Below are 24,299 nucleotides of genomic sequence, written 5' to 3' on the forward strand. Positions count from 1 at the left end.
GTGTAAATTGGTGAATAAAGAAATAGGAGATAATATTACTTTTTTAATAAATTGAAGTTATAAAAGAATGACGGAATTTGACATAGATATGTATATTGATTACAATATGTATATAATATTGTAATCAATATACATATGATTAGATAAAGGAATGTAAATATATGAATAAAATGATGCCAAAGTATTACATTATTAAACAAGATATCACTACTATGATTAACAAAGGGGAATTACAACCTAATTGTATTGTTCCAAGTGAAACAGAACTAATGAAAAAATATTCTGTTAGTCGTATTACTGCTAGGCGAGCCCTTGACGAATTATCCATGGAGGGATATTTATATAAAATACAGGGTAAGGGAACTTTTGTAAAAGAAGAAATAAAGAAACAAACATTATCTAGTGTTCAGAGCTATACTGAAGAGATATTACGTCAAGGAATGATTCCGTCTCGTAAAGTATTTAGTTCTGAGATTCAACTGGCATCGGAAAAAATAGCTTCTGCCTTAGAGATTAATCATAAGGAAAGTGTTTTTTTTCTAGAGCGGGTTTACTATGCAGATAATCTTCCACTATGTTATACAAAAGCAACTCTTCCTTATCGTTTTTTTAAGGATATCGACAAAATAGATTTTAGTCAGTGCTCACTCTATGATGTTATAGAAAACAAATATGATATAAAAATAGTAAAATCTTTTCTTAACATCAAAGCTGTTGCTGCCTTTGATAAGGTGGCAGAAAGACTTGAAACATCAAAAGGAACTCCCGTCCTCTTGTTCAGTGCATCTACTAATGGAATTGTAGATGAGGTAGAAAGGCCTATAGAAGTATTTTCCACATATTATCTAACAGATCATTTTAGTTATATATTAGAACAATCCCGTATATAAAATAATGTAAGATTAACCCGTTGAATTGGTTAAAATTTATAAATTGAAAAATATTACAAATTATGGATTAAGTTAGCGCTAATGATTAAATAGCACAACGAGTTTAATTTTATAAAATTAAACAGCACTTCCCTTAACTCTCAGGAAGTGCTGTCTTTAATTAAAATATTACATAAAAATTTTTTATTTAACTGCAACAACCTCAATTTCAACTAGGGCATCCTTAGGTAATCTTGCTACCTCCACACAGGATCTAGCTGGATAGCTTTCTGTAAAGAACCGTTCATATACTTTATTTATTCGTGGAAAATCATTCATATCCTTTATAAAAACAGTGGTTTTAATAACCTTTGAAGAGTCTATCCCTGCTTCTTTCAATATAGCAAAAACATTCTTAAGGGATTGCTCTGTCTGCTCCTCAACGTCCTTTGACATCTCTCCTGTAGTAGGATTAATGGGCAACTGTCCTGAGGTATATATCATGCCATTAACCTCTATAGCTTGTGAATATGGCCCTATAGCAACCGGTGCCTCCTGTGTAAAAATTGCCTTTTTCATTTGCAATCACTCTCTCTCCTAAATATATCTATTATCCTGTAAACCATCTTACCCTCTTCTAATAACTCTTCCTGGGCGGTTTCCGGTATGGTTGCCGTCGTCGATAACCAACTCTCCGTTTATAATTACATAGGCAATGCCTTCAGGATATTGAGTAGGCTCAGTATAGGTTCCTTTGTCTATTATTGTATCCTGATCAAAGATACAGATATCTGCCAGTAAACCCTCCTTGATTTCTCCTCTATCCTTTATATTAAAGGTATCAGCAGGCTTTTTAGTCATCTTATAGATCGCTTCCTCAAGCGTTAATGCCTTATCCTCTCTAACATATTTTCCAAGTACTCTTGGGAAGGCACCATATACCCTAGGATGAGGTTTACCACTGCCTAAGAGACCATCTGAACATACATTCATTTGTGGAAGTTTCATGAAGGTCTGTACATGCTCTTCTGTACCGTAGAAGTCCACCATTCCTACGGCATTTTCTTCCTCTAATAGAAGATCAAAGGTGGCATTATAGGGGTCTTTTCCTCTAAGTTTTCCTAATTCTATAAGGTTCAATCCCACTGTATCCTCATTTTTCTTGTTCTTTACGCTGGTAACAAATATTTGGTCAAGACCTGCAAACTCAACGAAGTTATCCCATCCAGGTATTCCATTTTCTATATCATATACCATCTTTTTTCTGAGCTCTGAATCCTTAAGACGTTCTATTAACTTGTCTGTTCCTCCGTCATGAACCCAAGGTGGAAGGATAACACCAAGCATCGTGCTTCCTGCTACATATGGATATTGGTCAAAGGAAACGCTGATGCCTTCATCCTCTGCTTTTTCCAAAAGCTCGATAACCTTTTCAATCTTGTCCCAATTTTTCTTTCCACAAACCTTAAAGTGAGAATAATGAATTCTAACGCCAGATTCTCTTCCTATTTTTATTACTTCTTCCATGGAATCTAATATTGTATCTGCCTCGCTGCGCTGATGGATTACAAATACTCCGTCATATTCAGCTACAACCTTACACATTTCAATTATCTCTTTTGATTCAGAATAAGCACAGGGCATGTATATAAGTCCAGTGGAAAGTCCAAAGGCACCGGCCTCCATTTCCCTTCTTGTAATTTCTGCCATCTTATTCAGTTCTTCCTCTGTAGGTTGTCTATTATCCAATCCCATAGCTTCCATACGAATATTACCGTGAGGTACCAGATAACACTCGTTAAGCCCTGGTCCTACCTTTTCAATCATAGAAAGATAGCCCGCCGTATCCTTGTAGGTCCAATCTATTTCATCGCTATCTCCATCAAGACCTGCCAGATTTTTTCTCCAAGGACTTATATATTCTACAGGCAGTGGCGCCATGGAAATACCATCTTGACCAAGCATCTCTGTAGTAACCCCCTGCATTACCTTAGGCATAACCTCAGGCTCTATAAGAACCTGAAGATCACTGTGGCTGTGGGTATCAATAAAGCCAGGAGCCACCACAAGACCTTCGGCATCAATAACCTTAACATCGTTATCTTTAATATTCTCTCCAATTTTTTCAATTCTATCACCATTTATTAACACATCTGCTTTATATCCTTTATTTCCGCTTCCATCAATAACCAAACCATTTTTAATTAATTTTTTCATTTACCTTTCACCTCGCAAATATTAGTTTTTAAAATTCATGTAATATATATCTTTAAATCCTATTTAAATTCTACTTCTTATACAGACTCACTAAATTCTATTTCCGGTGCAGGCTCAATACCCATTTTTCTATCTAATGCTGATACGAAAAATATTGCTGCGAAGGCTATGATACCGCCAGGAACCATTGCGCTTAGGCCCCAGGGTGTATTCAGACCATAAATCCATATAGCCGCTACTATAGTACCAGTAACAATTGATATGAAACCTGCTCTTTTGGTAACATTTTTATAGAAGATACCACATATAAAGGCTGCAAAAGGTCCTGCACTTCTTAGTGCAAAGGCTCCCATCATAACGCTGATGATGTTTGAAGCTGTTAATGCAACCATTAGACCCACACCACCAACTACTACCATTGTTACACGAGAAATCCAAACCTCTTTATTATCATCCTTAACACCTTTATTTATATAAGGTCTAAAAATGTCGTTAGTAAACATTGTAGCAGTCCCAATCATATTACCGGAAGCACTACTCATGGTTGCTGCTACAATAGCTGCAAGTACTATACCTGCAACTACAGGAGGTGCAAAGGTTATTGTTGCTTCTGCTAAAGCATTTTTTTGGGGACCACCGGCTGCAAAGCCATCAATGAATGCATAGGCTACTAGTCCTATAAGGGCAGGTACTATCGCATAAACAGCAGATAAAGCACCAGCAATAAGGGAACCTAACTTAGCAGACTTTCCGTCCTTTGCAGAACAGTAGGTTTGCACTATTTCTTGTCCTGTTGGAAAGGTCATAAAATACATTGCAATATAACCGATTATAGTTGGAAGCCCTACCTTAGTCATACTGACAAGATCAAGACTATTACCTGAACTGTCACTAACTGTTCTGGCATGTTCAAATAGTGCTGAGAAACCACCAATGGCACTGTTATTAACAATAATAAACATTGCACTTGTCATTCCAATCGTTATAAATAAAACGTGCATGATGTTTGCTGCTGTAACAGACTTGAAACCTCCTACCATTGTGTAGACAATAACAACTACTGTAGTAATTATAGCAGCTATTCTAAATTCAATTCCCGTAACAGAGTTAATAATTGAAGAAGTAGCTATTATTTGTGCACCAGTAGCCATAAATAAAGCTGTAATGGAGGTAATTGCAGTAAATATATGTGATGATTTGCCATATCTTTTGCTGATTATTTCAGGGACAGTACTGGCCTGTGCTTTTCTAAAATAAGGAGCAATAAAGGAAACCAAAATAAAGCCTATACCTGCTGCAATAACGTACCAGCTTGCAGATAATCCATATTTATAAACATTGGTAGCAATACCTGTGGTACTTGCACCACCTGTGTTAGCAGCAAATAGTGTACCTGCAAGCACTATAGGCCCTAAAGATTTACTTGCCATAAGGAAATCATCATTACTTTGTTTTTCAGTCTTACTCTTTTGACGGTTTGATGCAATAAGACCAATGGCAACGGTGGCAGCCATGTATAACAAAATTATTACCAATGTCGTAATCTGGGTACTGGACATATCGATCCCTCCTAGTTATTCTCTTTTTTAGTTTTATTTAAGTAATGCCTTCATAACTCCGTAATAGCACTGTGTTACTGAAGTTAACTGTTTAATTTCAATATACTCATTTACTGTATGGGCAAGATTTTCTTTTGAAGGTCCTATACCAAGAGTCTTAATATTAGCTTCTCCTGCATAGTGACTTCCATTAGTGCAGAAATTATATTGAGTAATGGAAGGATTAAAGCCCATAGCTTTTATTTCCCCGTAAACAGCTTGAACAAATTCTTCTTTTTCATCATAGAGCCAACCTGGGAAAAATCTCTCCCCCTCAATTACATTGCCGGTGTAGCACATTTCCTTTCCTATGGAATAAGAAGCCTTAACCTTAAGCTGAGGATCCTTTTTCATCATTTCTTCAAGAAGCTCTGTTATAGGTGCCAATACACTTTCCTTCGTTTCTCCTACTAAAAGTCTTCTGTCATAGGTAGCTCTACAGTACTCAGGTACTACCGAAGCTCCAGGATAAGGGCTTGACTTAATATCCGTAAGCTCTAAAATACCATCCCCTAAAACCTCATGGTGTGTTGGCTTTAAGGTTCTTATAGCTTCGATTACCTGAGCCATCTTATATACAGCATTGATACCCTTTTCAGGATTTGCCGAATGACAGGGCTTTCCAAAGGTTTCTATTATTATTTCTCCTCTACCCCTCTGTCCGATTTTAATGTTAAGCTCGGAGGCTTCACCTATAACTACATAGTCAGGCTTTACTCTTTCACTTATGGACCTTGCGGCAATACCTTCAAAGCATTCCTCATGAACCACTCCCGCTACATAAATATCTCCGGCAAAATCTTTATTACAGTCCTCTGCAAAGTTTGCTGCAGCACAAACCATTGCAGCCACGGCCCCCTTCATGTCTGAGGCGCCTCTTCCATAAATTTTTTCATCGTGAATTTCTCCTCCAAAGGGTGGATAAATCCATTCATTTGGGTTTGTTACCGGAACTGTATCTATGTGACCATCAAAGAGTATTTTTTTGCCAGGCTTGTTTCCTTTTATATGTCCTATGATGTTTCCATAGCCATCTATTATTATGTCATCAAAGCCTAAGGCCTGAAAATTTCTTTTTAATGCCTCAGCAACCTCATCCTCCTGTCCTGAGTAACTTTCAGCTCTTATAAGTTCCTGACATAAAGCTATAACCTTTTCTTCTCTTTCTTTACTCAACATTTACCTCACCTCTTAATAGTTATTTTTTCTCCTAGCTTGAGTATTTCCCATTCCAAACAATATCTCTGTAATTTTCTTTATCTGTATCACCTTCTGTACTCATAAATAGCACCCTTGAGTTTTCATCTAACTTAAGCTTTTCCCTCATCCAAGTCAGATTATTGTTGGTCATTATTTCAGCTACACATCCTAATGGAGCAGCTCCACTTTCACCAGAAATAATCCTTTCATCCCCTTGGGGTGGATTTCCTAAAATTCTCATGCCTTTTGCAGCTGTATAGTCGGGACAGGATATAAAGTTATCGGCATAATCCTTAAGAATGTTCCAGCCTATGGTACATGGCTCACCACAGGCAAGACCTGCCATTATAGTATCCATATCACCTGTTACAAACCGTAACTCTCCGTCATTGGCCTCTGCTGTTTTGTAAATACAGTCAGCTTTATTTGGCTCTACTATAGTTATAATTGGTCTATCCTCACCATAAATAGCTGAGAATAAACCTGTAATAGCACCGGCCATGGAACCTACCCCTGCCTGAAGGAAAATATGTGTTGGTTTCTCCTCCCCAAGGCTCTTTAACTGCTCATAAGCCTCATAGCCCATAGTGCTATAGCCTTGAATAATCCAGGTAGGAATGTCTTCATAACCCTCCCAGGCTGTATCCTGAACCATTACCCAGCCCTTTTCTTCAGCCATTCTGTTGGCTAAACGTACTGCTTCGTCATAGTTTCCATCGATGATTGAAGCTTCTGCTCCTTCTGCAATAATATTGTCTAGCCTTTCCTTCGCACTACCCTTTGGCATATATACCACTGAATTCTGTTTTAGCTGGTTTGCTGTCCAGGCTACTCCTCTTCCATGATTACCGTCGGTGGCGGTAACAAAAACTATATCACCAAGTTCTTTTTTTACCTCTTCAGAAATTAATTTTTCATAGGGCATTTCTGATATACTGCGGTTAAGTTTATTAGCTAAATAATTTCCTAAAGCAAAGCTTCCCCCCAGCACCTTAAAAGCATTTAAGCCAAATCTATAGGATTCATCCTTTACATATATACCTCCCAACCCTAATTCTTTAGCTAGATTCTTCATATCTCTTAAAGGTGTTTCAGTATAAACCGGAAAGCTTTCATGGAAGCTCTTTATCTCCTTAGCTACATCAGTGTTAAGAAAATCTAAAGGATATTTCTGTCCTTTTTTGCGTTCAAATTGTACCATCTTAAAAATTTCTTTCATCGGTGCATCCTCCTTCTATCATTTTGTCAGGATTAATAGCTTTTTCTTCTTCTTATTTCCTGACACTTTCATATTAAGCAATTGTCATGCCAAAATTTTAAAAAACACTATTATTTTGATAACGTTTACATAATTAACTTTAAAGGATAGCTGTTTCAAAGGATATAATCCCAACAAATAAAAAAAGACGTTTATAAGCTAAACCAATAAACGTCTAAGTTAATGCTTAAGTCTAATTACTTTTAATAGCATTTTTTACTTTATTTGTTTTTCATTTTTAAAATTGACTTTTCATTTTGAAAATAATTTTATAACCAATAGGAAATTATATACAATACTATCGTGTTGATAAATATAATTTCTATTTATTGCTTTTAAAAAAGTCCTTCTTTAAATCTTCCAAAGGAAGACTTTTTTATTTCTTCAGCACTTCCTCTAATCTTCTGTAAAAAGTAGTTAAGCTAATACCTAGACTCATGGCTGCCTTTCTTTTTCCTTCCGTTGTGTCCCCAAAAATATTTAAGGCCTTCTGTATTTCTCTAAGCTCCAGTTCCTTAAGAGGTGTTATTATATTAGCGTTATTACTAGTTACAACCTCCGTAGAAAGATCCTCAAAAAAATCCACCGGAAGGGTTTTATCATTTAATACCCCATCGCTTTCCATCATATTAATCATAAATTCCACGGTATTTTCCAGTTCTCTTACGTTCCCTCGCCACATATGGTTCTTTAACAGTTCCATGGTGCTTTTTTTAATATAATTGTAGGACTTATTAAGCAGACGATTATATCTTTTGATAAAAAAATTCGTAAGTTCTTCAATATCCTCTCTTCTTTCTCTCAGGGGCTTAATAGTAAGAGGTATGACATTCAGTCTATAATACAGGTCTTCTCTAAACTTTTTTGTCTCTATCATAACTTTAAGATCCTTATTAGTAGCTGCTATAACTCGAACATCTATAGGTATTACCTGATTAGAGCCAATTCGAGTAATCGTCCTTTCTTGCAATATTCTTAACAGTTTAGCTTGAAGATATATGGGCATGTCTCCTATTTCATCCAAAAATATTATTCCCTGATTGGCAAGTTCAAACTTTCCTATTCTTCCCTTTGGATCCGCTCCACTGAAAGCCCCCTTAACATAGCCGAAAAGCTCACTTTCCAGTAATGATTCAGGGATAGCGGCACAGTTAACAGCTACAAATTTCTGAGTCCTTCTGTCGCTTTCTCTCCATATAGCTGTGGCCACCATTTCCTTACCGGTTCCGCTTTCTCCTGTAATCAGCACCGTTGAGTTTGAGCAGGCTACCTTCTCTATATTACTTTTTAATCTTTTTGTTGCCTCACTACTACCGATAATATTTTTAGCATCTATAGTTTTATGTGTAGCCGTCATTTCGTACAAATCAGAATGTATGGTTTTAATATTTTTAAAGATAAGAATGCTGGTATACTGGTTATTTCTTAGTCCCAACGGATAAACTTCTCCCATAATAAATACCTCTTTATTGTCTATTATCATCTTGTATTCCGAGGTATTGTTTAGCTCGTCACCAGTATAAATAATTTCAACAGTCTTACCTTCCACCGTCGATACGCCTAACTGTTTCTTAGCGTTCTCGTTACTTTTTGTTATAATGTTACCTTCTCCCATTATCAATACACCTTGCTCCATATAATCAATTACACTATCTAAGGTGGCTATTATGGATAGGTTGCTTTCTTTTTCCTTCTGCTCTAAAGCCTTGGCAGCAATAAAATCTGCTATCTGATTAACAAATTCAAGATAAAGCTTCTCATTTTGTAAAATCAAATCCCTTTGCTCCTTACTGCTTCCCACAAGTCCAATAATTCCTATGATTTCCTCATGAACCTTGATTGGCATGGAAATCTCTATGGTTTCCTGACAATTGCTGGAGTTTGGGCAGTTGGAGCACAAAGAATCCTCTCCGGGATTATAAATAATCATTGTTTCTCCAGTATTTAAAAGATGCTTATAAACATAACCCTCTGAAGACATGTCCTGGTTTATATCCCCAGCATAAAGGCCTGTACCGGCTACACGGTATAATTTCTTGTCTACTACCTCTACGTCTACGCCGGATACCTGTGCGATTACCTCTGCATATTTTTGAACAGTACCCTGAATTGAACTTAAATCAAAACCCATATCCTCACCCTTTTCTCCTTCGTTATGTTCATAATATATTAACAGGAAAGATCCGTCAATAATTGCAATATATTGCGAATTACCGTTTGTCCTTTTCACCCACTGGGGAGTTTTAAATTAATAAACAGTATATTTTTCCCTATGTAGGAGTGTCTAATCTTTTAAATTTACAATATATTGTGATTTTTGCAACAGCTAAGCTGTATCGCTATGTCCTCAACAATGAAATCCCCCTCTATTATATGATATATTTTTATTGTAATCTACAAATTAGAAATGGAGGATGTATAAATGAGGATATTATCACATCAGGAAGTGAAGGATATACTAGTGGGCTGTACTATCCTGGGAACAGGTGGAGCGGTGCACTGGAAACAGGACTTAATTCTGTTAAGAAAGAGTTTGGATCTGATATATGAATAACTTCTTATAAATTTGCTTAATCTTAAACCGCACTTTTACTAGGGTGTGGTTTTTTTAATGGTGAAAATTTTACAAAATTGAAGTTTTTTACCTGTGCACATATTGTGAGGGAGTCAACGGGAGACAATGCTTTTTATGTTGTTTGTTGCTTTGTCACATAAAAATTCTTACAGCATAAAATAGTTAATACCTAAATAAAGGGGGGATGTTCTCTTGGAAGTATCAGTTATTATAGAAAGTGTTGTTTCTTTATTTATTATAATATTAGTAGGCGTTTATGGTAGTAGAAAAAAAATTATTACTGCAGAAACCAATAAAAGATTAGTAGATATCCTTATACAAATAGCCCTGCCCTTTATGATTGTTTCTTCTTTCATTTATACCTATGACCATACTATTAAATCTAATGTTATAAAAACATTTTACTACTCTATTATAGCCTATATAATAATGATTTTTGTTTCCCATCTACTTCTACTACCAGTAAAGGGTCATAAAAAAACAATATTGCACTTCGCTAATGTGTTTACTAATACAGGTTATGTAGGATTTCCTATATTAAATTCTATATATGGGACAGAGGGGGTTGTATACGGCTCTATATTTAATATGTTTTTTGTCATATTGGTGTGGACATATGGGCTTATCCTATTTAAAGATAATTTTAGTAAAAAAGAATTGAAGGCAGAACTAAAAAAAATCCTTCTAAATCCCTCTATTATAGCAGTTTGTATAGGGATTATAATCATGATATTCGATATTCAATTATCCGGTGCCTTAATATCCAGTATAGAGGCCATTGGCAACATTACAGGGCCATTATCTATGATTATTATTGGAGTAATCCTTTCAAATGTTAAAATACAAAAGTATTTAAAGGATTGGACAGTCTATTATGGAGTGGTTACTAAACTAATTATTATTCCTGCCATTATATATTTAATATCATTGTTGGTAGGGAATCCCTCTAAAGCCATCAATACAGTAATTATTATGTCGGCAATGCCAGCCTCAGCCATGACTTCAATACTAGCGGAAAGCTTTGATAAAGAAAAAGAATATGCAGCTGTTATTGTATCTGTAACTACGTTGCTTTCTTTAATTACTGTTACTGTATTATTAAAAATTATACTATAATTACAGCATTTGTGTTGAATTTAGACCGTATGGCTATAAGCTAGATTTGAAGCCAATCTCTTATAGAGAGGATAAAAAAAGAGAGTGCAGATTCAAACACTCTCTAAGGGTTCCTTTAAATTGTGGTGTACTGATCTGATATTTCATATCAGATCAGTACACCTTTATTGTTATTTTAAAATTCCTACTTCTTTATAATATTTAATTGCGCCATCATGTAGTGGTAATCCCGCTAAGTCTGTAACTGCATCTTCTATTTTTAAATCCTTTAATGCATTATTTGATTGTTTTAAAGTATCTATATTTTCCCAGAAGGATTTTGTTAAATCATATACTACATCCTCTGAAATATCTGCAGTTGTAAATATTGCCATCTTGATTGCAGTTGTTATTACGTCTTCTTCTTGTCCATCATAGGTTCCTGCTGGAATGGTATACTTTGCATACCAAGGATATTTTTCTTGTAATTGAGTAATTACATCTTCTTCAATGGAAACCAATTTACCATTTGCCGTAGTAGTAATTTCTGTAACCGCAGCAGTAGGTAATCCTGCCATAATCCAAGCACCATCTAATTGTCTATTTCTCATAAGATCAATTGCTTCAGTAAAACCAATAAATTGTACCTTTAAGCCATCTGGATAGCTAACACCGGCTTCTGTTAAATGAAGGTTTGTTTCTACTTCTGTGGTGCTTCCAGGAGCACCTGAAGCAAAATTTTTCCCTGCTATGTCCTTTAAGTTGTTAATATTTGATTCTTTTCCTACAACTACTTGATTTGGATTGTAGTATAGGCCAGAAATTACTCTTAGTTTTTCATTCGGTCTTCCTTCAAAGGTTCCTTCCCCTTTATAGGATTGATACATAACACTGGTAACAGCCATACTTACTTGAGCTTCTCTACTTTGCAATAGGTTTAAATTATCTATTCCTCCATTGGAGGCTTGTGCGTTAGCTCTTACATAGTCTAATTCACCATTCCACAAGTTGGCTATAGATGAACCTAATGGATAAAGGGCTCCTGTGGTTGCTGCTGTTGGAATATTGATGATTACTGTTTCGTTTCCTCCTGTTTCTTCTGAAGCCTCATTTTCATTTGTGTTTCCAGTGCATCCTGATAAAATTATCATGGCTGCTAAGATTAATAACAATACTTTTTTCATTTAACATTTCCTCCCCATTTTTCATTTATATTTTAAATTGTTAAAGTATAATCTTTACTTCTCATTTGTATAATGGTGATAATTGCTAATACAATAATCCCTAAAATATCTGTTTGTAGCTTTGGATCAATAGCAAAAAGTCCAACGATAATCAACAAGATTCTAGTAATCATAGAGCATTCTTTAATCAACATTCCCTCTGTACCTGCTGCTAAACAAATCACCCCAATAGAAGCAGTAATTAATGTTCTAATTGTTAATAACAGAGATATACCTTCTACACTGCCAATTAATAAAAGAGGATTATTTAAAAAGAAGAATGGTAGAATAAATCCTGTAATACCTAATTTAATGGCAATAAGTGACGTCTTGGTTTGATTTGATTTAGCTATACCTGCTGCCACATAAGAACTCATGGCTACTGGTGGTGTGATATTAGATAAACAAGCATAAATTAAACAGAACATATGGGCAGCTATTGGTGTTGCACCTACATTAATGAGTACAGGTACCGCTACTGCTGCTACAATAACATATGCAGCTACACCAGGAACACCCATCCCTAAGATTATGCTCATAATCATTACCATGATTCCACCTAAGAATAGTTGGCCTTCTCCTACGACTTTTAAAACCAAATAGCCAAAGTTTAATCCTAAGCTGGTTAAAGAAACCGTTCCGATAATAAGGCCAATCAATACACAGGATATACCTACACCAATAGCCCCTCTGGCACCTTCTACTATTGCCGTCATAATAGTCTTTAGATCCATGCTGGTTTCTTTTCTAAACCAAGATGATATCAATGTAGAAAAAATAGCAACAACTGCTGAAAATAGTGGTGTATATCCCATCATCATCATTCCAACTAAAATCACTAAAGGAATAATTAAATGTCCTCTTTCCTTTATTACTTCTAAGGCAACTGGGATATTTTCCTTGGAAAGTCCCTTAAGCCCTAATTTTTTTGCTTCCAGATGAACAGAAACAATGATTCCTAAGTAATATAAAAAGGCTGGTAAAAAAGCTGCAATCATTACTTGAGTATAATTTATTCCTAAAAATTCTGCCATAACAAAACCTACAGCCCCCATAATCGGTGGTGCGAATTGTCCTCCAGTAGATGCTACAGCCTCTACTGCTGCTGCAAATTCAGCTTTATATCCTGTTCTTTTCATTAACGGTATTGTAATGGTTCCAGTAGTGGCTACATTAGCAATAGCACTGCCATTCATCATGCCCAAAAGAGCACTTGCAAATACTGCAACCTTTGCTGGACCTCCAGGGGAACGACCTACTAAGGTTAGTGCAATATCATTAATAAACTGGCTAAATCCACTGTACTTTAAGAAGCTTCCAAAAAGAACAAATGTAAATATATAAGTTGCACTGACACCTATACCTACACCAAAGATCCCTTGGCTTCCCCAAAACATATGACTTAACACTCTTCTTAAAGTAAATCCAGAATGGCCTAGTGTCCCCGGTACAAATTTTCCAAACCAATTAAATAGCAAGAAAATTATTGCTAAAATAGCTAGGTTTCCACTGGTTCTTCTTCCCGCCTCTAATACTAAGATGATACCTATCCCCGCCATGATTAGATCTGTTTGACTTAAAAATCCACCTGACATAGCCACCCTTTGATAGTTAAATATCAAATATCCAAATACAAGTACCGTTAAACATATTAACAAAATATCTTGAACGGGTACAAACTTTCTTTTCCTTTTCTCTGTAGGGTAGCCGGGATAAAGTAAAAAGGTAAACAGTAATAAAAACATTGCATGATAAGCCCTTAAGCTTATGGCATCCATCATTCCTATAGTATTAAAATATAGCTGAAAAATTGTCCATCCTATTAAAAGAGTGATTACACTCATGTTTAAGAAACCCTTATAACTTCTAATCCGCATATCTGCATCTTTTTCTTCTAATAGCCTCCGTGCATCTTCTTCTATTTCATTTAAGCTCATTTCCTCTTTCTCCCTCAAAAATATCCGTCCTTTCTGTATATTAGTCTTTAATTATACCTCCCTCAGCTCCCCCAATATGCTGGGAAAACATGTAGATACTACAGGATAAACTGAAGTCATACATAATTCTTACATTCTCATCATTAAAATATAGATGATCTAAAATCTTTGATTTAGCGTTAGTGACTTCCATAGAGTGCAACAAAAAAACAGACTATCCCCTACTGGAGCGAATAATCTGTTCGCGGTACCATCCAAATTTATATCTCATCCAAATAACGGCTTTAACCGGCTCAGCTTAGTTTCCTTAGATTTCAGCCTGCAACTCAAGGGTGAATTTCAATAACCATAGCTTATGGGCTCCCACCTTTCCCCACTCTCTTTAAAGCATTTCTTTTTACTTACTTATCCCTATCAATGTTTTATAATTATTTAATTTTTCGTATAAAAATTATCCTAAGTGCCCTCGACAACGCCCAAGCTGTATGAACATCCTCCTAATTATAGGAAGTAACGACGTTCCTTTTTATTGTATAGGGTAGTGTGTTTTTTTATACAATAAAAAACAGACTATCCCCCTCCACTGGAGCGAATAATCTGTTCGCGGTACCATCCAAATTTATATCTCATCCAAATAACGGCTTTAACCGGCTCGACTTAGTTTCCTTAGATTTCAGTCTGCAACTCAAGGGTGAATTTCAATAACTATAGCTTATGGGCTCCCACCTTTCCCCACTCTCTTTAAAGCATTTCTTTTTATTTACTTATCCCTATCAATGTTTTATAATTATTCATTTTAAAAAAATATTTATAAATAATCTATCATATTTCTAAACCTATGTCAACTATATAATTAAAAATTGTTTATTCTTCAAATATTTAATACTTTCATATTTTATTTAAGTTATTTAATTATGGGTAAATTCTATTTTCTGTTACCATGTGGAGTAACAACAGTTTAAAGCTAATCTTATCAACTTATAAACAAACTTTTAAATTTTAATCATTTTAGAAATTGTAGTTAAACATTTTATGAACTCCTTTAAAGAAATGACACTAAGTATGTTAAGTAAGGAGTAAGCTTATTACTAGCTTCATTATGTAAATTAAATTTAACTTTTGATATTTAAAAAGGTATGTGTTAAAGAAAAACCGTAGTTACTTATGGTAAGGTTCAATGTATCGCTTTAACTGCGGTTTTTTTGTTAAAAAAGAATATCTTTTAGTAAGATATTCTTTTGCTTTAATCAAATTCTTTCAATACCATCTAAATCAAAATAAACATTTCTTGCTCTAAATGGAGAAGGGTTTGTATATTGTAATTTTAATTTTTGAAAATCACTTATTCTTCTAGAGTGATAGTAAGGCTTATCAAAACTTAATTTTTCATCCCTAATCCAATCAGCAACTTCGATATCATGAATTTGTAAATAATAATCTACTAAAGCTGATACTTTAGTTAAATATTTTATTTCTTTATCGGTACATAAGCTTAAGTCTATTGATTCCTTAAGGCTATCTATAAACTTCATATCCTTGTATTTTAATAACTCTAGCAGTTGATTTAAACTTGTATCTTCATCTGGATAATTAAAAAAACCTTGTAAATACTTATTCCCAATCATAGCCTAAATCCTCTCCTAAATATTTAATAAAATTCATTTGTCTTATACCTATAAGAGTTAGTGGTATATATTCTGAACAAACATCCAAGAGCTTATCCTTAGTTGTAATATTTAAATCCTTACACAGTATATAAGCATCTATAAAATCTTTTGCAGGTTCTGGTCTAGCAGCTAATATTTTCATAGCTAATAACTGCTCAGCTTTAGGTTTCAATATTTTTAAGTTAGAATATATCTTATAGGTTTCCTTATCTTCTTTTAGAATGGATTTTAACGGCTCTCTGATTTCTTCATTTATCCATCCATCAGAAAGATTAAAAGCAAACTTAGTAAGGTCTAATATGTTGTCTAATAATTTGAAATTTGTTTCAGTAAAAACACAATCTATATCTCTAGTTGCAGGTCTATTATCATAAACCATAGTCATAACAGAACCCCCATAGATTGTTATCTCAAGTTGTAATTGATTTTCTTTTAATCGTTCATTTAGATAATCAAATATTTCTAAGAGTTTATTCTTATCCATTAAACCAAGATTATTAAACATATCCATATTATATCCTCCTAATTATAGAATCCTTACTACTTAATTATATCATATTAATAATCTATTAAAATTAATTATTCTAAGTCTTGAATATTCATTCTTTCCATCTCTTTATTTCTTTTGATATTTTCTCTAGACACCAAATAAATTATTACAAAAATAATTGTGGGGATATTTGCAAGTAACAATGTTGAGGCTATAAGTCCAAAAGCTTCTCCTCCACTCATGCCTTCTACTGAAATACCAAATACCATAATTAACGAATAAAAAAACACATTGAAGGTAATATCAGACCTAATACTTTACTTTTCTTCTTCGAAAGAAATCTTTGTAAATAAACTACACCTGTAAAAAATAATAAAACAATTATAAGTTTTACCAGAACACCTTTTATCATTTTCCCTCCATTTTAATTTTTTTATATTCACTAATAAGTATTTTTGCCGTATCGAAATCCAATTTTTTATTTATTACAAGTCTTTTGATTAAGGCTATATAAGGCTCACTTGATATATCTTCATTGATTTGAATCTTATGTTGCTATTTTATTTAACCTTTTATCTGACATAAAACTTTATAGCATACACTTAAATTATCAATCAATATATTATATCAATCATGAATTGTCATTTGCTTTTAATCTGTATCTCACATAATTCAACAATAATCAAAAACCGCAGTCATTTATGGTATGGTTCATTCCTAATAATTCTAAATCCTCTATAAATCTGTTCTAACAAAATTAGCCTCATTAATTGATGGGGAAAGGTCATGGGAGAAAAGGATAATTTATAGTCACATTTTTTTAATATTTCTTTAGAAATTCCTAAAGAGCCTCCAATAATAAATGTAATATTGCTGTTGCCTTTAAGACCTAGGTCTTTTAGTTTATCAGCTAATCCTTCGGAAGACAGCATCTTTCCCCCTATTTCCAGTGCTATCACATACATTCCTTCTTTCAGATATCTCCCTATATTTTCTCCTTCCTTTGCCTTGATCATTTCCATCTCAGCATCACTTAAATTTTCTGGAGCTTTTTCATCTGGAACCTCTATGACATTTAATTTGCAATATCTTGACAATCTCTTACTATATTCATCAATTCCCTGCTTTAAATATTTTTCTTTTAATTTTCCTACAGTAATAATGTTTATATTCATTTGCTATATACCACTCCTTTTTTTAAAAAAACAAAAAGAGTCCTTATTAAAATTTTTCAAGACTCTTAAATAAAACTACAGTCCCTATTTCCTACCCTATACAATCAAGTATTTAGGTAGATGATCACAAAAATCGCAGGTTTTAGGTGTCATCCAATCAGTAAAAGACACAGCTTCTAACTCATATAGATCCGGTGGCTGTTCATATACATCTACAAACTCGTCTATGGCAACATCTAAATGTTCATTACATACAACATACATATTTTTCACTCCATTTTTATAAAATTTCCTATTTATATTATCTGTTAATTTCTATCCTTCATACATTTGTGTAGCTTGCTCCTACAAAACCTTTTTAATTATTATAATTTTTCATTATATACCAAAAAATGTTATTTTTCAATACCCTATGGTTTTCCACGTGAAACAGCCCAAGCAATCTATGCTTGGGCCTATATTATAGCTCTACTTCTACTGTGATCTCTCTCTCATTTCGTATAATATGAATTGGAGTTGTATCTCCTGGTCTATAGCGATAAAGCTCCCTTATCAGATGTCCCATAGTTTCTACCTTGCTATCTCCTATCCCAACGATGACATCTCCCGGTCTTATATCATAGTTTTCTGCCACTGAATCAGCTTGTACCTCTCCAACATATACTCCTGCTTCGGCTTTTAGTTTCATCCCTGTATAGCCTTCAAAGACATCAACATTAACTCCTGTAATACCTAAAACTACCCTTGTAAATTCTCCTTTCTCAATGAATTGATCTACAATGGGCTTTGCAGTATTGATAGGAATTGAAAAACCTAAGCCTTCTCCTGATTGAATTTTAGCAGTATTAATGCCTATTACCTGCCCTTGTGTGTTTAAAAGAGGGCCTCCACTATTTCCTGGGTTAATCGATGCATCTGTTTGTATTAAATCCTCTATCGTCTGACCTTGTCCTACAGGGATACTTCGATTTAATCCACTTATCACCCCTTGGGTTAAGGTTCTTTCAAAGTTTAGCCCAAGAGGATTGCCAATAGCTATAGCTATTTCCCCCACCCTTAAATCATCACTGTCTCCCAACTCTGCAGGGACTAAGTTGCTTCCTTCAACTTTGATAATTGCTAAGTCTAGTGTTTTTTCGTTCCATAGCACTTCTGCTGGTAATCTTTCTCCATCATGAAAAAGCACCATAACCTCCTCTACATTTCCATCCCCTACCACATGGGAGTTGGTTAGTATGTAGCCTCTTTCATCTACAATAACACCTGTTCCTAGCCCAGAGGCTCTACGGGTCCCAAAGAAAACATCTCTTTCTAGGGTTATAGTTGTAATGCCAACCACAGAAGGCATAGCTTTCTCTGCTACTGCTGCATATACAGTTAAGTCATGTTGAGGTTCAATAACTATGTTAGGAGCTGGTAAGTTAAGCATTCCCCTTTGTTGTAGGATTTCTGGTAAATATATATATGTTGCTGTTAAAGTAAGAGCACTACTAAGAATAGCGGCTAATAGTGCCACCAGAAAATACTTAGGTTTAGAGGATTTGGGGGCCTTAGGCTCCCTTGGGGGCTTAGGGGGATATTGTCTTAGCTCCTCTTGTGAAAACCTTGTTGTATTTTCTATTACTTCTTGTTGTTGCCTTTGATCCCCTTCATTAGGATCATCATAATAGAAATTCATTTCAAAACCTCCTTATCCTTCAAAAGCATAAATAGGACTTGTTTTATTTCTAAGGGCTAGTTCAATAGAAACATCCCTTTCAATGCTAATTTTATGATTTTCTAGTATGTTTTTTACTGTCATGGTTGCTAATTCAGGAAAATTATTTTCTTTGCTTAAATGAGCTAGCAATATGTTTTTTACATTCTTTTTAACTAGTTCTACTACAGCATTTCCTGCTGCTTCATTAGATAAGTGTCCGATGTCTGATAAAATCCTTCTTTTTAGATGATATGGGTAGCTACCCGCCTTTAACATAGCTTCATCGTGGTTAGACTCCAGAACAACCAAATGAGAATCCCCTAATTTATCTAGTGTACTCTTATCAATATACCCTAAATCAGTGGCAATACTGATTTTTACACTTCCACTTTGAAAGGTATATCCTACAGGTTCTGCGGCATCGTGGGAAATATTATAGGGAAAAACCTCTAGTTCTCCAATAGTAAAGGTTTTTTCAGTATCAAATACTTTTATGTTGTTTGCCTTAATGGCTCCAATTTTTCCCTCCATGGCTACCCATGTAGGGGCATTAGCATAAATAGGTATATTAAATCTTCTAGATAATACACCTACACCACAAATATGATCATGGTGTTCATGACTTACCAGTATTCCTGTCAATCTATTGGGTTGAAAGCCTATTTCTTGCAGTTTATTTTGTATTTGTTTGCCACTTAGTCCTACATCAATCAATAGGTGCTCCTCTCCATTAGAAAGAAAGTGACAGTTTCCACTGCTACCACTTACTAATGAACAAAATTGTGTTATCATGTCGTTTCCTCCAATAGAATCCACACCTAAAGGGTGTGGATTAAAATGCCTTTCTTATATGAGCTCCTAAAGCCGTTAGCTTTTCGTATAGATGATCATATCCTCTATGGATATAATGTACATTTTCAATTTCTGTTTCTCCCTCTGCTATCAAACCTGCAACCACCAGCGCAGCTCCAGCCCTTAAGTCTGATGCAGATACCTTTGCTCCCATTAAGCTTTTTACACCTTGAATCACCGCCACTCTACCTTCAACCTTTATGTTAGCTCCCATCCTTTTTAGTTCATCAACATGCTTAAACCTTCCTTCGAAAATGGTTTCAGTTATAACACCCGTTCCCTTAGCAATGGATAACAAGCTACTCATAGGTTGCTGAAGATCTGTAGGAAATCCAGGATAAACCAACGTCTTAATATTTATATTCTTCAGAGGTTTTGTAACCTTTACCCTTAAAGAGTCTCCTTCTTCTTTAACGCTAACACCCATTTCCTTTAACTTTGCTGTAATAGCTTCTAGGTGTTTAGGGATAACATTTTTTACCACTACATCTCCGCCAGTTGCTGCCGCAGCAATCATATAGGTTCCTGCTTCTATCTGATCCGGTATAACACTATGATGGCATCCTTTCAGTTCTTTTACACCTTCTATTTTTATGGTGTCGGTTCCAGCACCCCTTACTTTAGCCCCCATACAATTTAAAAAATTTGCCACATCTACGATATGGGGTTCTTTAGCAGCATTTTCTATAGTGGTTATTCCCTCTGCCATAGTAGCTGCCAGCATAATATTAATGGTTGCTCCTACACTAACTACATCCAAAAAAATTTCCGCTCCTATTAATTTTTCAGCTTCTACAGAAATAATACCATGTTCAATATCTACCTTTGCTCCTAAAGCTTCAAATCCTTTAATATGTTGATCAATTGGTCTTGTTCCTATACAACATCCCCCTGGGTAAACAACCCTTGCTTTTTTAAAACGACCTAAAGCAGCTCCTAAAAAGTAGTAGGATGCCCTCAAATCCTTGGCAGCCTCATAGTCTATAAAGCACTCCTTTATCCCTCTTGTATCCACCGATAAAGTTTTTGTGTCCTGTATGGACACTTCTGCTCCTAAGTCTTTAAGTATTGTTGACAATATGACAACATCACTGATATTTGGTAAATTATCAATAACACATACATCCCCAGCTAATACTGCTGCAGGAATAATAGCTACCGCTGCATTCTTAAAACCACTAATCTCAACTTCCCCCTGTAGTTTTCTCCCACCCTCAATAATTAATTTCTCCATATATTTTCTGACAAATGTCAGGGTTCACCACCTTCAAATAATTTTCATGTTCTTTTTATCTATTAAAAAATTTCTTCATTATATTTTTCCTAATTTTTAAACTTAATTAAATCTATAACTGTTATTCATTATAGCATTTCTAAGGGCATTTGATAAGAATAAACACCGTGGAAATTATAGTTAAATTTTATTTTTTAAAAACTTTCACATAAAAAAATAGAAGAAGCACTGTTACTTCTTCTATTTTTTTATGTAAAAACCCTTCATTTTTTATGAAATTTTTTAGTTTTTTAATGCTTCTACATAATAGGTTTTTCCATTATCTAATACAATTTTCCAAGCAGGAAAGGCTGTCCCTGATTCAACCGTATCCCAATTAGTAAAGTTAATGTCCATAGGGTTGAAATAATAGCCCAATTCTATCTGGGTAATGATAACTTCCCCTTCCCCCTTATTGTCCTGCAACATATCACTCATTCTTCTTAATAGTGCCTCCGTTGCCGGTATAATCTTTATCTTTTGATCGTAGGTTTTGTTATATTCCAGCAACATAGCTTCAACCCCTACAATATCCCTATGACCCACATAAACATGGACATAACTTTCCCCTAGAAATCTATTTTTATAGGTTTGATTATATACTAACTTATATACAGGTGTTTCTCCAAAGTCCTTTATAATACCAAAATAGATTTGTTGAAGCTTTAAACTATCATCCATTAAACCTTTTTCCTTTAAAAATTCATTGCTTAATCTTATAGCTTCTTCTTCTTCTATGGCATAATTTATAGCTTCAACATCATGATTTCTATAAATAAATTTTTTGTTGCTTATATTTTCAACTTCTTTTTTCCCTTGCACAAACCTATTCTCACCAATAGTTTCATAGGTGTCCCCCAAAAACGTTTTAGCCAATGTTTCTCCCTCAAAAGCTTTATATTTTACCATCAAAATTGGAAGAGAAATAAGCTCTCTAGGAATATCAATATCAAGCTTTAAATCGTTATCCCTTAAATACCCCTCTACATTTTCTATATAAGCATCACTAATAAGCTGAAGCTCTTCCCTATTAAACATATGGTTTTCAATATTAATAATAAGAAATATATTGGTGATGATAAAACCAATAATTAGTACATTTTTGGCCTTTGACCAATCCATCAAATCTCACCCGCCCATTAGTTTACAAGGCTACTATTCAACAATTTACCATCATAACCATTAAAATAATAAATTCTTTTATTGATTTTAATCTTCCAAGCCGGAAGAATTAAGTGTTTTTCTGTATCCTTTAATGTGTCATAATAGACGATCTCTGCCCTGGTAATGTTTCTCTCTATATAACTTAAAACTTCCTCTTCTTTTATTTCCTTCTCCTTTGTATCTAAAAGATAATCAGACTTCAACAAAGAAATATTATCTTCAATAATTTTTTGAGGCAATAGCATACTATTGTTAATAAAGGCATTAGGAAATTCCATTTTTGCCCTAATGAGAGTGCGATAACTCTTTACCTTATTGCCATAAACCTCTATTTCTATAGGATGTGTCATATTGCTGGTATTAAGAACAATTGGTAGCCCCTCTATTCTATATCCAAAACCAAAATAATAGCCTTTATTCTGTGCTCTAATTTCTTTTAGATATGTACCTTCTGGAAATCCTCCATGTTTTAATACAAAGTCAATAGCAGCATCTAAAGCAGCAACTACGTTGGTACTAGCTATAGAACCTATGTCTTCACTATACTCTAAACGACCCCTGTTATTAATCCGAACACCCTTTTCCCCGTAACCATACATAAATACAATAGCTCCACTGGTTTCTCGAATAGTCTTAACAAAATCTAGGTTTTCATCAAAAAAGGTTTTAGCTGTTTCCATTACTGCCTGCTCATTATTTACATCAATTTCGCTTTTTACAAAAACCTGAGGTGTTAATTCTTGATAGCTTAAAGGCATTACCGTATAGTTCTCTACATCAATAAAAAGAGGATAGTATTTTATATAATGGCTACCCTGGATCTGGTCTACAAAGGTTAACAATTGCTTATCTTCTTGATAACCTTCTAATCTTACTTCATAGATATTTTCCTCTTCACCAACTATATAAATAACTCCTCTATTTAAGGTGGGTATTAGTATTTTGTTTATCTCCTTAATATTACTAACAATTTTATTATCCATAGTATCAAAAACAGAAGCTATCAATGCAGAAGGGATATTTTCACCAAACTCTAACTCAATTGATTTTAATCTGCTGATTTCCTTATATTTTTCATGGGTAGTAGGTTGAACCTCCGATTCTCTCGAAAAATAATGGTCTAAAATTCCCTTTGTTTTTCTCCAAACCTTATCAATATCAGAATATACAACAGTATAATAGCTATTTCCAAAGCTAATGACAGCCCTTTGTGGTGCCACTATTTGGTTTCGTATTTCTATAATTTCTGTAAGTTGCTTTTGTTTAAAAGAGTCCTTGGATTGCAATAGGTTAATGGGTGAATAAAACCATATTTTCTGAGTAAATATGATACTCATTATTACCAGCATAGCCAATATGAGGGTTTTTGTTTTTTCCCTGTTCATTACAACCACTCCGAAAACTATTGCTTATTTTCTGTATTAACAATATTTCTCAATGCATTTGTAGAGGATGTGCTACTAACACTTCTTTCTACTTGTTCTTTTACTTCCTTAATATCCTTTACTTCTATAACTCTACTAATAACATCCTTAACACCATTTTTATAAATAGCTATGAAATCAACTTTGTTAAAGCCTTTCCTTAGCTCTACTTCAGCCCAGCCCCTTTGTAGTGCACCTACCTCTACTAGGATAGGGTCATAAGCAGGAACATAATTGGGTCTATTGGTATCAACGCTAGTATTATAATAAACATCTATGGTTACGGTAGTGCCTTCTGGAGCTGTAAAAGCCAACACCATATTGTTATCACTTACCACCATATTTCTACTGGGCGTAATCACTTTTATAGATTGTTCCTCCACCTTAGCCTCCTGTGCTGATTCTTGGGTAGTAGTAGTAGTGTTATTAGCATATGCCACAGTACTGCAGCTGCCTAATATAAAAAGTACAACTGTACTAACTATCAATTTTCTTATCATATTAATACCTCCCATCAAGCAGATAAATGTATTCATTATGATTATATAAAACTTATGTTACAGTCATATTACAGCAAAATTAA

At 34.4% G+C, this 24,299-nt stretch carries 22 protein-coding genes and 2 other annotated features; of the genes, 3 read left to right on the forward strand and 19 right to left on the reverse strand.

Annotated features, from left to right (window positions below; translation table 11 throughout):
* Positions 1-161: 161 nt before the first annotated feature.
* On the forward strand, positions 162-890 hold the full coding sequence (locus BLS22_RS12895) for a GntR family transcriptional regulator (protein ID WP_090554438.1): 729 nt from the start codon (positions 162-164) through the stop codon (positions 888-890).
* Positions 891-1,073: 183 nt separating this feature from the next.
* On the opposite strand, the gene BLS22_RS12900 is transcribed toward BLS22_RS12895, so the two are convergent.
* From BLS22_RS12900 to BLS22_RS12925, 6 genes are all read right to left on the reverse strand, one after another.
* Complete coding sequence (locus tag BLS22_RS12900) at positions 1,074-1,448, reverse strand: RidA family protein (protein WP_090554597.1); 375 nt, start codon at positions 1,446-1,448, stop codon at positions 1,074-1,076.
* A 48-nt stretch (positions 1,449-1,496) separates the two neighbouring features.
* The gene (locus tag BLS22_RS12905; protein WP_090554440.1) at positions 1,497-3,086 is read right to left on the reverse strand and encodes an N-acyl-D-amino-acid deacylase family protein; all 1,590 of its coding nucleotides are present in this window, start codon (positions 3,084-3,086) and stop codon (positions 1,497-1,499) included.
* Positions 3,087-3,163: 77 nt separating this feature from the next.
* Positions 3,164-4,645: a sodium:solute symporter family protein gene (locus BLS22_RS12910; protein WP_090554442.1), complete on the reverse strand. Its 1,482-nt coding sequence runs from the start codon at positions 4,643-4,645 to the stop codon at positions 3,164-3,166.
* A gap of 33 nt (positions 4,646-4,678) precedes the next feature.
* On the reverse strand, positions 4,679-5,863 hold the full coding sequence (locus BLS22_RS12915) for a YgeY family selenium metabolism-linked hydrolase (RefSeq protein ID WP_090554444.1): 1,185 nt from the start codon (positions 5,861-5,863) through the stop codon (positions 4,679-4,681).
* A gap of 31 nt (positions 5,864-5,894) precedes the next feature.
* Complete coding sequence (gene dpaL / locus BLS22_RS12920) at positions 5,895-7,103, reverse strand: diaminopropionate ammonia-lyase (protein WP_090554446.1); 1,209 nt, start codon at positions 7,101-7,103, stop codon at positions 5,895-5,897.
* A 415-nt stretch (positions 7,104-7,518) separates the two neighbouring features.
* Positions 7,519-9,273, reverse strand: coding sequence for a sigma-54-dependent Fis family transcriptional regulator (locus BLS22_RS12925; protein WP_090554449.1), 1,755 nt, complete (start codon positions 9,271-9,273; stop codon positions 7,519-7,521).
* 291 nt (positions 9,274-9,564) lie between these two features.
* Between BLS22_RS12925 and BLS22_RS15425 the strand changes: the two genes are divergently transcribed.
* On the forward strand, positions 9,565-9,696 hold the full coding sequence (locus tag BLS22_RS15425) for a DUF917 domain-containing protein (RefSeq protein WP_244269554.1): 132 nt from the start codon (positions 9,565-9,567) through the stop codon (positions 9,694-9,696).
* 213 nt (positions 9,697-9,909) lie between these two features.
* Positions 9,910-10,833 carry an AEC family transporter gene (locus BLS22_RS12935; protein ID WP_090554453.1) on the forward strand — a complete coding sequence of 308 codons (924 nt, stop codon included), beginning with the start codon at positions 9,910-9,912 and terminating at the stop codon, positions 10,831-10,833.
* Positions 10,834-11,003: 170 nt separating this feature from the next.
* On the opposite strand, the gene BLS22_RS12940 is transcribed toward BLS22_RS12935, so the two are convergent.
* The 13 genes from BLS22_RS12940 to BLS22_RS13005 all read right to left on the reverse strand — a co-directional run bounded on the left by BLS22_RS12940 (position 11,004) and on the right by BLS22_RS13005 (position 24,216).
* On the reverse strand, positions 11,004-11,996 hold the full coding sequence (locus BLS22_RS12940) for a TAXI family TRAP transporter solute-binding subunit (RefSeq protein WP_090554455.1): 993 nt from the start codon (positions 11,994-11,996) through the stop codon (positions 11,004-11,006).
* Positions 11,997-12,028: 32 nt separating this feature from the next.
* Complete coding sequence (locus BLS22_RS12945) at positions 12,029-13,972, reverse strand: TRAP transporter permease (protein ID WP_090554457.1); 1,944 nt, start codon at positions 13,970-13,972, stop codon at positions 12,029-12,031.
* A gap of 222 nt (positions 13,973-14,194) precedes the next feature.
* Positions 14,195-14,399: a binding site (T-box leader), on the reverse strand.
* 154 nt (positions 14,400-14,553) lie between these two features.
* Positions 14,554-14,758: a binding site (T-box leader), on the reverse strand.
* A gap of 461 nt (positions 14,759-15,219) precedes the next feature.
* Positions 15,220-15,597 carry a hypothetical protein gene (locus BLS22_RS12950; protein ID WP_090554459.1) on the reverse strand — a complete coding sequence of 126 codons (378 nt, stop codon included), beginning with the start codon at positions 15,595-15,597 and terminating at the stop codon, positions 15,220-15,222.
* Positions 15,584-16,150: a DUF6036 family nucleotidyltransferase gene (locus BLS22_RS12955; RefSeq protein WP_090554461.1), complete on the reverse strand. Its 567-nt coding sequence runs from the start codon at positions 16,148-16,150 to the stop codon at positions 15,584-15,586. Before BLS22_RS12955 ends, BLS22_RS12950 begins: the two co-directional genes overlap by 14 nt.
* A 387-nt stretch (positions 16,151-16,537) precedes the next feature.
* Positions 16,538-16,675, reverse strand: a complete 138-nt coding sequence (locus BLS22_RS15670) for an SHOCT-like domain-containing protein (RefSeq protein WP_408633693.1) — start codon at positions 16,673-16,675, stop codon at positions 16,538-16,540.
* Positions 16,676-16,824: 149 nt separating this feature from the next.
* Complete coding sequence (rlmH, locus tag BLS22_RS12970; RefSeq protein ID WP_090554463.1) at positions 16,825-17,304, reverse strand: 23S rRNA (pseudouridine(1915)-N(3))-methyltransferase RlmH; 480 nt, start codon at positions 17,302-17,304, stop codon at positions 16,825-16,827.
* A 96-nt stretch (positions 17,305-17,400) separates the two neighbouring features.
* Positions 17,401-17,568, reverse strand: coding sequence for a CxxH/CxxC protein (locus BLS22_RS12975; RefSeq protein WP_090554465.1), 168 nt, complete (start codon positions 17,566-17,568; stop codon positions 17,401-17,403).
* A 196-nt stretch (positions 17,569-17,764) separates the two neighbouring features.
* Entirely contained in the window at positions 17,765-18,982 is a 1,218-nt protein-coding gene (gene htrA, locus BLS22_RS12980; RefSeq protein ID WP_090554468.1) for a serine protease HtrA, read from the reverse strand.
* A gap of 12 nt (positions 18,983-18,994) precedes the next feature.
* Positions 18,995-19,795 (reverse strand): MBL fold metallo-hydrolase, encoded by an 801-nt coding sequence (locus tag BLS22_RS12985; RefSeq protein WP_090554471.1) that lies wholly within the window; start codon positions 19,793-19,795, stop codon positions 18,995-18,997.
* A gap of 40 nt (positions 19,796-19,835) precedes the next feature.
* The gene (locus BLS22_RS12990; protein ID WP_090554473.1) at positions 19,836-21,089 is read right to left on the reverse strand and encodes a UDP-N-acetylglucosamine 1-carboxyvinyltransferase; all 1,254 of its coding nucleotides are present in this window, start codon (positions 21,087-21,089) and stop codon (positions 19,836-19,838) included.
* Positions 21,090-21,371: 282 nt separating this feature from the next.
* Positions 21,372-22,250: a two-component system regulatory protein YycI gene (yycI, locus tag BLS22_RS12995; protein ID WP_090554476.1), complete on the reverse strand. Its 879-nt coding sequence runs from the start codon at positions 22,248-22,250 to the stop codon at positions 21,372-21,374.
* Positions 22,251-22,267: 17 nt separating this feature from the next.
* Positions 22,268-23,677 (reverse strand): two-component system activity regulator YycH, encoded by a 1,410-nt coding sequence (gene yycH, locus BLS22_RS13000; RefSeq protein ID WP_090554478.1) that lies wholly within the window; start codon positions 23,675-23,677, stop codon positions 22,268-22,270.
* Positions 23,678-23,694: 17 nt separating this feature from the next.
* A complete protein-coding gene (locus tag BLS22_RS13005; protein ID WP_090554480.1) occupies positions 23,695-24,216 on the reverse strand; it encodes a hypothetical protein in 522 nt (173 codons plus the stop codon).
* Between the last annotated feature and the right edge of the window lie 83 nt (positions 24,217-24,299).

This window comes from Natronincola ferrireducens (genome assembly GCF_900100845.1).
Classification (GTDB): Bacteria; Bacillota; Clostridia; order Peptostreptococcales; family Natronincolaceae; genus Natronincola_B; species Natronincola_B ferrireducens.